This window comes from Acinetobacter sp. JADD-222 (assembly GCF_049310645.1).
Genome location: NZ_JBMOWI010000004.1, coordinates 192,464 through 205,730, shown reverse-complemented (window position 1 = coordinate 205,730; position 13,267 = coordinate 192,464). Strand labels below are relative to the sequence as shown.

12 protein-coding genes are annotated in these 13,267 nt (G+C 38.8%); 7 read left to right on the top strand and 5 right to left on the bottom strand.

Features of this window, described 5'->3' with window-relative positions; translation table 11 throughout:
• Positions 1–244: transposase (locus tag ACO6UW_RS06090; RefSeq protein WP_010590125.1), on the bottom strand; the 244-nt coding region annotated here is incomplete at its 3' end.
• 224 nt (positions 245–468) lie between these two features.
• Here ACO6UW_RS06090 and ACO6UW_RS06085 point away from each other — a divergent pair.
• Both ACO6UW_RS06085 and ACO6UW_RS06080 read left to right on the top strand, forming a co-directional pair.
• Positions 469–1,860, top strand: coding sequence for an LLM class flavin-dependent oxidoreductase (locus tag ACO6UW_RS06085; RefSeq protein WP_057062507.1), 1,392 nt, complete (start codon positions 469–471; stop codon positions 1,858–1,860).
• A 194-nt stretch (positions 1,861–2,054) separates the two neighbouring features.
• Complete coding sequence (locus ACO6UW_RS06080; RefSeq protein ID WP_057062506.1) at positions 2,055–3,521, top strand: MFS transporter; 1,467 nt, start codon at positions 2,055–2,057, stop codon at positions 3,519–3,521.
• Between the two features lie 61 nt (positions 3,522–3,582).
• Here ACO6UW_RS06080 and ACO6UW_RS06075 read toward each other — a convergent pair whose 3' ends face one another.
• Positions 3,583–4,767 carry a hypothetical protein gene (locus ACO6UW_RS06075; protein ID WP_057062505.1) on the bottom strand — a complete coding sequence of 395 codons (1,185 nt, stop codon included), beginning with the start codon at positions 4,765–4,767 and terminating at the stop codon, positions 3,583–3,585.
• A 441-nt stretch (positions 4,768–5,208) separates the two neighbouring features.
• Between ACO6UW_RS06075 and tauA the strand changes: the two genes are divergently transcribed.
• From tauA to tauD, 4 genes are read left to right on the top strand one after another with little or no spacing between them, the layout of a single operon-like run.
• Complete coding sequence (gene tauA / locus ACO6UW_RS06070) at positions 5,209–6,249, top strand: taurine ABC transporter substrate-binding protein (protein WP_081037675.1); 1,041 nt, start codon at positions 5,209–5,211, stop codon at positions 6,247–6,249.
• Between the two features lie 9 nt (positions 6,250–6,258).
• Entirely contained in the window at positions 6,259–7,053 is a 795-nt protein-coding gene (locus tag ACO6UW_RS06065) for a taurine ABC transporter ATP-binding protein (protein ID WP_057062503.1), read from the top strand.
• Entirely contained in the window at positions 7,050–7,919 is an 870-nt protein-coding gene (gene tauC, locus ACO6UW_RS06060; RefSeq protein ID WP_057062502.1) for a taurine ABC transporter permease TauC, read from the top strand. Before ACO6UW_RS06065 ends, tauC begins: the two co-directional genes overlap by 4 nt.
• Before the next feature lie 8 nt (positions 7,920–7,927).
• Entirely contained in the window at positions 7,928–8,809 is an 882-nt protein-coding gene (tauD, locus tag ACO6UW_RS06055; RefSeq protein ID WP_057062501.1) for a taurine dioxygenase, read from the top strand.
• Between the two features lie 66 nt (positions 8,810–8,875).
• On the opposite strand, the gene ACO6UW_RS06050 is transcribed toward tauD, so the two are convergent.
• Together ACO6UW_RS06050 and ACO6UW_RS06045 are read right to left on the bottom strand one after the other, a co-directional pair.
• A complete protein-coding gene (locus ACO6UW_RS06050) occupies positions 8,876–9,610 on the bottom strand; it encodes an aspartate/glutamate racemase family protein (RefSeq protein ID WP_057062500.1) in 735 nt (244 codons plus the stop codon).
• Positions 9,610–11,076: an NCS1 family nucleobase:cation symporter-1 gene (locus tag ACO6UW_RS06045; RefSeq protein WP_057062499.1), complete on the bottom strand. Its 1,467-nt coding sequence runs from the start codon at positions 11,074–11,076 to the stop codon at positions 9,610–9,612. Before ACO6UW_RS06045 ends, ACO6UW_RS06050 begins: the two co-directional genes overlap by 1 nt.
• Before the next feature lie 402 nt (positions 11,077–11,478).
• Here ACO6UW_RS06045 and ACO6UW_RS06040 point away from each other — a divergent pair, with 402 nt between their 5' ends.
• Positions 11,479–12,219 (top strand): GntR family transcriptional regulator, encoded by a 741-nt coding sequence (locus ACO6UW_RS06040; protein WP_065388157.1) that lies wholly within the window; start codon positions 11,479–11,481, stop codon positions 12,217–12,219.
• A 50-nt stretch (positions 12,220–12,269) separates the two neighbouring features.
• Here ACO6UW_RS06040 and ACO6UW_RS06035 read toward each other — a convergent pair whose 3' ends face one another.
• Positions 12,270–13,160, bottom strand: coding sequence for a LysR family transcriptional regulator (locus tag ACO6UW_RS06035; protein WP_057062497.1), 891 nt, complete (start codon positions 13,158–13,160; stop codon positions 12,270–12,272).
• Between the last annotated feature and the right edge of the window lie 107 nt (positions 13,161–13,267).

The following is a 13,267-nucleotide window of genomic DNA, read 5'->3' as shown; positions in this document are numbered from 1 at the left end:
TAATCAGACTTTGCACAAAGCCAGTGACCATACGTAAAGATAGACGGAATAAGGATTTAATCATTAAGCAGCATTGGATGGCTGCGTCGGAGTAGGTTTGATTTCGCCCTTGTTTGCCTTTTGATGGAGCATACCATTGCGTAGCAGGATCAAACCAAAGGGCAATATTTCCGCGATTAATGAGTGCTCGGTTATATGCGGGCCAATTGGTTGTGCGGTAGATTTTGTGTGTAGGCTTCTTCATTTGAAAATTATATCGCTGAAAAAGCCTTTACAGATAGGTTTGTGCAACAAAGCCGTTTTAGATATTAAGCTGCTATTTTTAGTGGCTTAATATTGTTTATTTTTTTGGAAATAAATTATAAAAACCTATTAGAATTAAATCATATTTTGTTTGGGGATTATATTATAAAGAAAACCTAAAAATTGCTTTAGTATAAAAATAAATAAAATGCTGGCGAATATTTTATGACTAAGAAAATTAGTTTTAATGCTTTTGAAATGAATTGTATTGCCCACCAATCTCCTGGATTATGGCGGCATCCTCAAGACCGATCTGTTGAATATAAAGATCTAGAATATTGGACAGATTTAGCACAAATTCTTGAGCGTGGTTTTTTTGACGGTATTTTTATTGCAGATGTGCTTGGTATTTATGACGTTTACCATCAAAGTGCTGAGCATGCTTTAACAGGTGCAGTACAGGTTCCGGTCAATGATCCTTTGCAGATTGTACCAGCGATGGCCGCAGTCACAAAGCACTTGGGCTTTGGTGTCACAACTTCGATTTCCTTTGAACATCCTTATCCTTTTGCTAGACGTATTAGTACACTAGACCATTTAACCAAAGGGCGAGTTGGATGGAATATCGTGACGTCTTATTTGGAAAGTGGTTCAAAAAACTTAGGTCTAAAAACTCAGGTTAATCATGACAATCGTTATGATATTGCTGATGAATACTTAGAGGTCCTTTACAAACTTTGGGAAGGTTCTTGGGAAGAAGGTTCGGTAGTTCGTGACCGTGAAAGCGGTATCTTTGCTGACCATAAAAAAGTGCATCCAATTCAGCACGAAGGTAAATACTTTACTGTACCGGGCATCCATATTTGTGAACCATCACCGCAAAGAACACCAGTACTTTACCAAGCAGGTGCATCTTCACGTGGGCAGAAGTTTGCCAGTCAAAATGCCGAGTGCGTATTCATAGCGGCGCCGTCTAAAATTGCCACTAAAAAAGTAGTACAGGGCATTCGCCAAAAATTGGCTCAAGAAGGCCGCGACCCGTACTCAGTTAAAATTTATGCGCTTTTGTCGATTGTCACTGATGAAACCGATGCAAAAGCACAGGCTAAGTTTAAAGAATATCAAACCTATGGAAGCTACGATGGCGCTTTAACATTGCTATCTGGCTGGTCGGGTGTTGATTTTTCACAATATCAACCCACCGATAAAGTTGAATATATTCAAACCAACGCCATTCAATCTTTATTAGATTCTTATGTAAATGCGGACCCAGAACGTGTTTGGACCATTGAAGAAATTGCAAACTGGAACAGCTTAGGCGGTAATGGGCCTGTGTTAGTGGGTTCGGGAGAAACCGTTTCGGATGCTCTACAGCAATGGGTTGAAGATACAGATGTCGATGGCTTTAACCTTGCCTATATTTTGGCGCATCAAACCTTTGCCGATGTAGTTGAGTTTATTGTGCCAGAGTTGCAAAAACGTGGGGTATATCAAACCTCATATGCACAAGGAACATTAAGAGAAAAACTATTTGGTGCTGGGCCATATTTGCCTGAAAATCACCGAGGTGCAAAATATCGTAATCTAAAAGAGTTAAAACTTGCAGAGGCGAGTTAATATTTTGGAAAACCTTTAAATAAATAGCTGGTTAAATGCCAGCTTTTATTTTGTCTTTTTATATCCATTTTACTGCTGAGTTAATAATGAAAAGATAATTCTATAATTTAGATTAAAACATCAGATTAATTTGTTTTTGTATTATGTGAATAATCATTATTTTGTTCCTGTTATTAAAATTCAGGAATTATTAAGTGAGCACACAAGAACTCGATCATAACCATCGTTATGAAATTAAATCTCCCGATGATGTTTCACAATTAATTTCCAAATTTGCAGGGAAGGGTAAATCGAATAAAGTTATTTGGTTGGCACTGATTGGGGTGTTTATTGATGCCTACGATTTAACAACGCTGTCCTTTGGTATTGAGCAAGTTATCTCAGAGTTTTCTTTAAGCCCTGTGATGACCGGTGTGGTGGCTTCAGCAATTGTCTGCGGAACCATTGTTGGTAACCTGATTGGTGGTTGGCTGACAGATAAAATTGGCCGTTATCGGGTCTTTATGGCGGACATGGTGCTCTTTGTCATTGCGGCAATTGTCGCAGGCTTTGCACCGAATGTATGGGTTTTGATTTTAGCCAGATTTATTATGGGAATTAGTGTTGGTATTGATTTGCCTGTGGCAATGTCATACTTATCTGAGTTTTCCAAGTTTAATGGAAGTAGCAACAAGGCGGCGCGTTTAGCTGCATGGTGCCCAATGTGGTATGCCGCTTCTTCGGTCTGTTTTGGTCTAGTTCTGGCGCTTTATTTTCTTTTACCCCCTGAGCATAGCAACTGGCTATGGCGAGCATCTTTAATTTTTGGAGCAGTGCCAGCGTTACTCATTATTTTTATTCGTGGTAAATATTTAACTGAATCACCAATCTGGCTTGCAAACCAAGGCGATTTAAAAGGGGCGGCTGAAGTTCTACAAGAATCCTATGCAATTAATGCAGTCGCTACAGTTGAAAAAGTAGAAAGAACTGCTGAAAAGAAAAAGCGCGAGGGGTTTGCGGTTTTATTTAATAAAACCTATTTGCCAAGAACTATTGTGGCAATTGTGATTCACATTTCGGTGGCATTTCAGTACACGACCATTGCCTTCTTTTTACCTTCTATTTTAACGCGTTTTTTTCATACCGATGTCTTGACGACCATTACTACCACACTCGGACTCAATTTACTGTTTGCATTTACGGGCGGCCTGTTAGGCGTATTTGTTGCCAGCAGATTTAAATCTCGTCATGTGTTGCTTACAGGCTTTTTACTTCAGTTTATTGCCCTGATTGCTTTGGCATTCATTGGTGAACCCGGTAATAGCTTTTTACTCTATACCGCAATTGGCATGCTCGGTTTGTGGCTTTTTGCCGAAGGCTTTGGGCCTGGGGCACAAATGATGGTTTATCCAACTATGGCTTATCCAGCTTCGATTCGTGGTGTTGGAGTCGGCTTTAACCGTGCGGTAACAGGTGTTGCTCAAGCCATTGCTTTGTTTGTTTTACCGATCTGGATGGCGGGATATAAAACCGATGTTTACCTGATTATTTCTATCTTTGCGTTTATTCCTTTAATTGTGATTGGACTACTGATTAAGTTTGAGCCTACCGCCCATGATGTCGATGTGATTGATGAAGATAAAGCAGAACTTCCTCTCAATAATTCACCTGTAATCGACTAGAGTAAAAATAAATCTCTAAATAAAAATAAAGGCCAACATCTGTTGGCCTTTATTTTGGGAGTTAGAAGTAGTAAGCAAAAATCACAAACGCTTTTTTGTTCCATTTATTATTGGTTCCGCCAGCCGCAAGACCTTCACTGTCTCCTAAATATGGATCATGTTTACCCATCAGCAACTCGGCTTGTACTGTCAATTTTTGATAGTTAAAGGCAATGCCGGGAATAAAACGGGTTGAATCTTTAAAGCCATCTTGTTCTTTTCGATAAGAGCTGTAGTTTAAATACGGGCGAACAGAGGTAATAGGGCCAAACTGCTGAGGAAATAAATAGCTGAGTTCTGCTGAGTAAATCTGACCTTTGGTTGCGGAGTTAAATGAATAATCGAAACCACCCAAAGTCAGGTGGTCTTTATATTCAGTGTCGGCATTATCAATGTCTTGATAACCAGCCAAAAGCTGTAAATTCCATTGATTATAATTGGTATTGCTAAAAACGGAATAGACTTGGCGATCTCCATCTTGCCCTGAACGTTTATTTTCAATGGTGGAGTACCATGCAGAGGCGCCCAGTTGGGTAGAAAAATTTTCTTGGCCTAAGACATTTTTAAAGGTATGAGCACCGCGAACAACAATGGAGTTCTTTTCTTTAGTATTGGTGCCTTGTGGTACAGAGTCATCTGCATTGACAGGGTTAATACTAAATCGACTCGAGTCTTTGCTTTTACCTCTATAGGTGCCACCATCGGTAGGATAAAAGGCGAGTTGTGCTTCATTGATTCCATCATTGAAATCATATTTTACCCCAAGGTTATGTACATCTTCCCAACCGGCACTATTGGCAATGCCTAAATAATAAGTATTTCCCCAAAAGCGACCCAAGCCAAAAGGAACGGGGTTTAAGCCAGCAATAATTTTACTGTTGTCATTAATTTTATAACCCAACCACGCATCGGTGAGCCAATTGGCATCGCCTAAACGTCCATAATATTCATAAACCCGATAATCTAGGCGGCCAATCCACTTTGGGGAATTGTAATCTAGCCATAATACCGCGTCATTAAAGGAAAATTTACTGGTAGTGGGGTCAGAGTCAAAATCATAAACATATTTAGCTCGAACAGTACCACTTACTTTAAGTTGACCTTCTTCAGCATTACCAAAGGTGAGAGCCGCATGACTTGAAAGGCTAAATGTAATTAAAGACACTGTAATTAATGTTTTTTTCAAAAATTGAGAATGTTTAAACAAAAGAATTTTTCTCCTCTTAAAAATAAAAATTAAATTTGCGTCATGTATAAACCAGAAAAAGATTTGTCCAAATCTTAATATTTGCAGAAGTTTTAAGATAAAAAGATAATAAAATCTTAACTTTATATAAAAGAATGAAAATTAATTAGATGCAAAACTCTGGATGCGATAAGCAAAAAATAAAAATGACGAAATGAGTAGGATAAAATAATTAGAGTAGGTATGTCAGGTTTTTCTCATCATGTGTTTTTTGAATATACTTTTTAATTATTGATATATAAGTATTTTAATTTTATGGCTAATCTGTAAGTTTACTTAGAATTTTCTTTTTACCAAAAGATAAAAACTTATAAGGAAAAGTTATTTATAAAAATTAGATAAGCAACTCATATTTTTTTATTTTTCATTATAAAGCCGGCTGCATACCATGGGCTTATATTATTGAAAGATCATGAAATTATGAGCACAAAGACCAAACCGTTGATTATCACGGCAATTGTGGCTGTAGCAATTGTTGCATTTATCGTATGGCAAAATAAGAAAGATAATAATACAGGTGCTTCAGTTCGTGACAACAAACCTGTCGTGATTGCTTATCAAACAGGGGTGGACCCAAGCAAAGTTGCACAGGCTAACGGAGATTATGAAAAACATAGTCAACGGACCATTCAATGGAAAAAATTTGATGCGGGTTCAGATGTTGTAAATGCACTTGCTTCAGGTGATGTGGTACTTGGCAATATTGGTTCAAGCCCACTTGCTGCTGCGGCAAGCCGTGATTTACCGATTGAAGTATTCTTAATTACTTCAAAACTTGGTGGGTCTGAAGCATTAGTGGTGAGTAATAAATCAGGCATTAAAACCCCTCAAGATTTAATTGGCAAAACCATTGCTGTACCTTTTGTTTCAACAACCCATTACAGCCTTTTGTCTGCACTTAAACATTGGAACATTCCAGAAGACAAAGTAAAAATTATCAACTTGCGTCCACCTGAAATTTCAGCTGCTTGGGAACGTGGTGATATTGATGCTGCTTATGTTTGGGAACCTGCTTTAAGTAAAGCCAAAGCATCTGGTACGGTTTTAACCGACTCGAAACAAGTGGGTGAATGGGGCGCTCCAACTTATGACTTATGGGTTGTACGTAAAGACTTTGCAGAGAAAAATCCTGATTTCTTAAAAGCTTTTGTCCAAACCACGCTTGAGCAGCTTGAAAAATATAACCAAGACCCAACCGCTTACGTTAAAGATGCCGATAACGTGCAAAAAATTGCGCAGCTCACAGGTTCTGATCCAAAAGATATCCCGCTTTTATTAAGTGGAAATATTTACCTTGACCACGCTCAGCAAAAACAAACTTTAGATGGTGAATTTGCACAAAATGTTTTTGATACGGCGAAGTTCTTAAAAGGTCAGGGCAAAGTCGATCAACTGAAAGCCGATTATAAAGGCAATGTGAATTCTTCATTTTTGCAGCCTTAAGGAGTTGTCATGAGTGTACTAGAAGCCAAACATATTCATCTGACTTTTCCTAAACAGCAAAAGCCAGTTTTACAAGATATTAACCTAACCATTGAAGAAGGTTCTTTAACCGTAATTTTAGGCGAGTCAGGTTGCGGCAAAACAACTTTACTTAATATCTTGGCAGGATTTCAAAAGCCGAGTTCTGGTGATGTGCTTGTAAATCATGAGGTCGTAACTGGTCCAGATGTAACCCGCGCTGTGGTGTTTCAGGATCATGCCTTACTTCCTTGGTTGAATGTTGCAGATAATGTTGGCTTCGCTTTGCAGTTAAAAGGTTTAAAGCGCGCAGATATCGAAGCACAAGTGAGTGCAATTTTAAAAATTGTAGGTTTAAGTCACGTTGAAAAAGCTAATATCTGGGAACTTTCGGGTGGTATGAAACAACGTGTTGGTATTGCCAGAGCTTTGATCAGTCACGCGCCGTTTATTTTATTAGATGAACCTTTTGCCGCCTTAGATGCTTTTACGCGTGAAAACATGCAGCAATTAGTGCTCGATTTATGGATTCAACAGAATAAAAGCTTCTTTTTAATTACACATGACATTGAAGAAGCATTATTGCTCAGCAATCAGTTAGTTCTGATGACGGCGCATCCAGGCAAAATTGTAGAAACTCTACATCTCGATTTTGCTCAACGATATCGTCAGGGCGAGCCTATTCGTTCGATTAAATCTGACCCTCAGTTTATTCAGCTCAGAGAACAGCTATTTGAAAGTTTAAGGGCTCAAAAACAAAGCGGTAAGGAGGCGTTACCTACATGAACACTAAAGATAACGTCTATGAATATGACAAAGCAGAGCTAAAACTTAAGCCAGATGTGCAAACAGAAAAAGCTTCATTTTTATCGTCATTTTTTGAGAAACATCGCACTTTGGCAGTTAGCATAATTAGTGTGGGAAGTGTGGTTGCACTCTGGTTCCTCATTACTGCTTTGCATGTCGTACCCGAACTGTTTTTACCAAGCCCACAGGCAGTCTGGCAAAAATTTATATCGGTCAGCCAAGAAGGCTTTATGAAGGCGACTTTGTGGCAACACTTGGCAGCCAGTATCTCGCGTGTGTTTTTAGCTTTGATTGCTGCCGTGGTGATTGGTGTACCACTGGGCTTATGGATGGGCCTGAACAAATGGGTTCGCGCTGTTCTAGATCCTTTGGTTGAATTATTACGTCCAATTCCGCCGTTAGCTTATTTGCCGTTACTTGTGATTTGGTTCGGTATTGGCGAAACCACAAAAGTACTTTTGATTTTCTTCTCGATTTTGGCACCTGTTATTATTAGTAGTGCGCATGGTGTGTTAAGCCATCAGCTAAATCGTGAGCGTGCAGCATTGTCATTAGGGGCAAGTCAGTCACAAGTCTTTTGGCATGTCATTTTACCAACGGCTTTGCCTCATATTATTACCGGTATTCGTATTGGTCTTGGGGTGGGCTGGTCAACATTAGTTGCAGCAGAGTTGGTTGCAGCGGACCGTGGTATTGGTTTTATGGTGCAATCGGCAGCACAGTTCTTAATTACCGATACGGTGATTCTGGGCATTATTGTGATTGCGATTGTCGCAGTTAGTTTTGAGCTGTTTTTACGTTGGTTACAAAAACAGTTTTCTCCTTGGTATGGTCAGCAGTTGTAGTAAAGAAGATGAATACAGTAGTAGCAAACTTAAATATAGAAGTGATCAAGCCTACCATTGGCGCAATTATTCACGATATTGATTTAAATGCGTTAAATGAACAGACAACGCAACAAATCCAGCAGGCTTTGCTTGATCATCAGGTTATTTTTTTTCGAAAGCAACAATTAGCGCCGCAAGCACAAGCAGACTTGGCACGCAGTTTTGGTAGCTTACATGTGCACCCGATTTATCCTTCAATTGAAGATGTACCTGAAGTGATGGTACTCGATAGCTGGAAACAAGATTTGCGTGACAATGAACTTTGGCACACAGATGTGACTTTTAGTAAAACCCCGCCTTTAGGTTGTGTGTTGCAAGCCATTAAAATTCCACCTGTAGGCGGAGATACATTATGGTCGAGTAACACAGCAGCTTTTAAAGGGCTTCCGCTTGAGTTACAGCAAAAACTACGTGGCTTAACTGCAACCCACGATATTCGTAAGTCTTTTCCGCTTGAACGTTTTGCTCATAACGAAGAAGAACGTGAAAAGCTTTTGCAAACATTTAAGCGTAATCCTCCAGTGGTTCACCCAGTGGTGCGTACCCATCCTGTTACAGGTGAGCCTTTGTTGTTTGTAAGTGAGGGCTTTACCACTCGCATTAATGAGTTATCTGAACAAGAAAGTGAGCAATTACTTGATTTCTTGTTTGAACATGCGACTCAAGAGCAATTTCATTTGCGTTGGAAATGGCAAGATGGTGATATCGCGATTTGGGATAACCGTTGCACGCAACATAAAGCATTATTTGATTACGGCGATGCTCATCGCATCATGCACCGTGCAACTATTAATGGTGATGTGCCATTTTATAAAAATGAACAACAGCCAGAGTTAGCCGAAGTTTAATTCTTTGATTTTGAGCCGTTTCAATTCCAACGCAGCGTTTTGAGTTGGAATTGAAACAATAGCTCTTTAGCGTATTCCAAATCCTGACAATATGCCTGTGTAATTTTTTACAGGGGGTGAGGCCCAATCACCAACTTTGCTGGTTTTTAAATTTAACTGAACTAACATTTCAGCTTGTTTAACTGCTGCTGCAACGCCGTCAATAACAATCACTTCCAATTCGTTTTGTAGTTTTAGGCATAAATCACTCATACCTGCACAGCCCAAAACAATTGCATCGCTTTTATCTTCTACCAGTGCTTTTTTGCACTCCTCTCGTATGGTTCGATAAGCATCTGAGTCAGGAAGCTCCAATTCTTCAACTGCAATGTCACAAGCTCGAACATTTTTGCAAAATGGTGTAGCCCCATAGCGATGAGCCAAATGCCAACTCATATTCACTGTACGTTGTAAGGTGGTGACTATACTAAACCCAGTACTGATATAACTTGCAGTTCGCATAGCTGCTTCGGCAATTCCAATCACAGGTGCTGATGTCATTTCACGGGCAGCATAAAGTGCAGGGTCACCAAAACAGCCAATAATATAAGCATTTACACCTAGATGCTCACCTTGGCGAATTTCCTCCAACACACCTACGGCACTTAGAGCTTCATCATAATAACTTTCAATTGTTGCAGGGCCCATTTGAGGACTCACTGCAATAATTTGAGTACCAGAACTGGCGACTACTTTTGCTGATGCAGCAATTTTGTCAGTCATGCTTTGGGTGGTATTGGGATTAATAATTTTTATTTTCATTATACTTTTGCCTTAGTCAGTGCCGATTTAGCATGAGCAAGCGGTTGATTAAGAAATCGGTATATGACAAAACCGAATCCCATCCCAATAAACCATGTGAAATTAGCAAGTGCAGATAATTGTGGTAAAAGTACGCAGAGAATAGGAATTAATGAAGCTGGAATTAAGGCATAAAAGGCAGAGTGGTTATAACCATTTTTGTACCAATACAAACCTTTGGGATCTAAGGTATATAAATCATCTACTTCGATTTTTTGTTTTTTAACGAGGTAAAAATCGGCGAGCAATACACCAAAAAGTGGGCCGATAAATGCACCTAAAATATCAATGGTGTAATGGATCACTTGAGGATTATTAAATAAATTCCATGGGGTAATGAAAATTGAACCTACTGCTGCGATCATTCCACCCATGCGCCAGCTAATTTTGCTAGGTGAAACGTTGGAAAAATCAAAGGCAGGTGAAACAAAGTTAGCGACAATATTAATCCCAATGGTGGCAATCATTAAGGTCAAACTACCTAAAATGACTACAAATGTGTTATCCAGTTTACCGACCATCTCGACAGGGTCTGTAATGAGCTTGCCGTACACTGGAAGCGTTGCAGCAATACAAACCACAGTAAGTAAAGAAAAGCCTAAGAAGTTAATCGGTAGGCCAAGAAAGTTGCCCATTTTAATCGCGTTAAAGCTTTTACCATAACGAGAGAAGTCACCAAAGTTCAGCATCGGCCCTGAAAAATATGAGACAACAAGCGCAATAGCACCAATCATGACAGGTACAACCGCAAAGCCGTCGTATTGAACACCACTCAAGTTTAAATCAATATTTTGCCAGCCAGCTTTCCAGATGAGCCAGACTGCCATCGCAAACATCACTACGTAGACAGCTGGACCTGCCCAGTCAATGAATTTACGAATGCTGTCCATGCCAGACCAAAAAACAATCGCTTGCAGTAGCCAAAGCAGCATGAAGCCAACCCATCCTAAATAGGAAAGCCCAAGAAAGCCGTAAGTTGAAACATCAGCATAGGGTGACCATTCTGGAAAGAACTTTAAAATGACCAATAAAAAGGCACTGGAGGCCAAATAAGTTTGAATGCCATACCATGCGACAGCAATAAGACCACGGATAACAGCAGGAATATTTGCACCAAGCACACCGAAAGTGGCACGACAAATAACAGGATAGGGCGTGCCTGTTTGTTGGCTAGACTTGGCAATCAGATTTGTAAAAAACTGAACTATGGCAATGCCGATGAGTAAAGATAAAAGTACCTGCCAGCTGTTCAGCCCGAGTGCAAAAAGGCTCCCAGCCATGACATAACCGCCGACACTATGAACATCAGACATCCAGAAAGCAAAAATATTATAAGCGCCCCATGTTTGCTTTTTTAAAGGAGCTAAGTCTTGATTTGTCAGTTTTGCATCATAAGAAGGTTTAATTATTGCTTCGGTATTATTCATCTTGAACACTCACTTCCCTTATGTTGGGCCGGCACATTCTTCAGCAGCTTGAAATTCTGGCTAAAAGAATGAAATTAAAATTGTGCACAATGTTATATTTATATTGTGCACAATTTTAATTGAGCAAAAGTTATGCCAAATTTAAGAAGTAGCGCTTATGAGTTATTTAAACTGGTATGGATTTTGGATATGCAGAGACAGATTTATAAAATGGGAAGTGCTTAATTTTTTATAAAAAGTAAGTAAATTTAGCTGTATAAGTGGATCTTTAGAGATTTAATATTGAATTATTTGGTTCAGTATATTTGTTATGGGGATGAGAGCAATATTCCATAATGCTTAAGTTAAACTTACACTACAGTTATTAGATAAAGTTTTAAAAAGAGGGGGGCGTTAATAAAAATGGAGAAATCAATGCCATCGAATGCACCAAAAAAAGCCGTAGAAATGAGCAATGATGAAATTGATGACCATATATATAACGCAATTGTAGATGCTATTTTAAATCGACAACTTGCCCCTGGCGCACGTTTAGTTGAAGCACCTTTGTGTGAAGCATTCGGTGTAACGCGGGGAGTATTAAGACGTGTTTTCGTCAAACTTGCACATGATAAGGTCATCGAAATTCAGCCCAATCGTGGAGCACTCATTGCAAAACATAGTGTTCATGAAACAAAAGAGGTCTTTGAAGCACGCAGCATGCTTGAAATCGCTACTGTAAAAAAGCTAGCTCAAAAATCACATAGCCTAGATTTTAGTGAGCTTCGAGGCATAGTAGATCAAGAGTCTCATGAGCGTTTAGCTGGCAATTGGGCCGAGTGGATTAAGCTATCAGGGCAATTTCATTTAAAGCTAATTGAAGCAAATCAAAATACGATTATGACCAGTTATTTGCAGACACTTATTGCAAGGACTTCATTATTAATTGGCTTATATGAAATTCCAAAACATAATAATTGTTCGGCAGATGAACACCGTGCAATTTTAGATGCGATTGAACAAGGCGATGAAAAACGAGCAACTCAATTGATGGAAGAGCATTTAGAACACTACGCGACGACATTTATTGAACAAGACAGCACAGCGTCAGCAGAACAAAATTTATTAAATTTATTTAAAAATAAGAAGATTGAATCCATTTAAACTAACTAAAAAATAATGGGGCCAATTCTTCTGGAAAAGGCCCAAATTGGTTATTTTATGGGAACGATTTGACGTGTTAGAAAATCAATAAATAATTTTACTTTCTTCGATAAAATCTTACGGTTTGGCCATGTGACATATAGGTGAAGCGGCTGACTGGTGTAGTCTTCCAAACATTTCTGTAATTTACCTTCTTTGTAGTAAGGCTCTGCAATAAACTCTGGAAGAAAGACGATACCATGATCTTTCAAACACATATCTAATAATAATTCACCATTATTACAGGTCATCACAGGGAAGCAATTAAAGGACACTTCTTTTTGATCTTTTTGAAAGATCAACTTCTTATGTCGGCTATCCTGATAGTAAATTAGAAACTTATGTTCTTTAAGTTCTTCTAATGAATATGGCAATCCATGCTGATTAAAATACTCAGGTGTTGCATACAAATATCGTTGATAGGTATTTAATATTTTACTATTTGCCAAATTAGGAGGAGAGCCATCTACACGAATGGTTAAATCAAATTTATTATTATTCATGTCTAATAGCTGATCAGTCATGAATAAATCAATTTTGATGCTGGGATATTTCTCTATAAAGTCCGAAATGATATGTTGAAGAAAAATGTTGCTAAAAGACATTGGTGTATTGAGCTTGAGTTCGCCTTCAGGGTACTGCTGATTATAGCTAATTTCATATGCAGCCCATTCGAACTCACTTAAAATGACTTTGCTATGTTGATAAAACTTTTCCCCACAAGAGGTGAGGTTCATCTGTCTTGTTGTTCGAGTTAAAAGTGTGGTTCTGAGGTCATTTTCGAGGTAGCAAACACGTTTGGCAACTAAGTCGCGAGAAATATCGAGTGCTCTGGCTGCGCTACTAAAATTCCCATGTTCTACAACACTTACAAAAGTGGAAATACAGTCTAATCGATCCATGGATAAGCGAAAGGTAAAAAAATATATATCAATGATTAAACTATAAAAATTAAAAAGCAATCATTGTTTTGATTGTATTCGTACAGAATACAGATTCGTGCTGATTT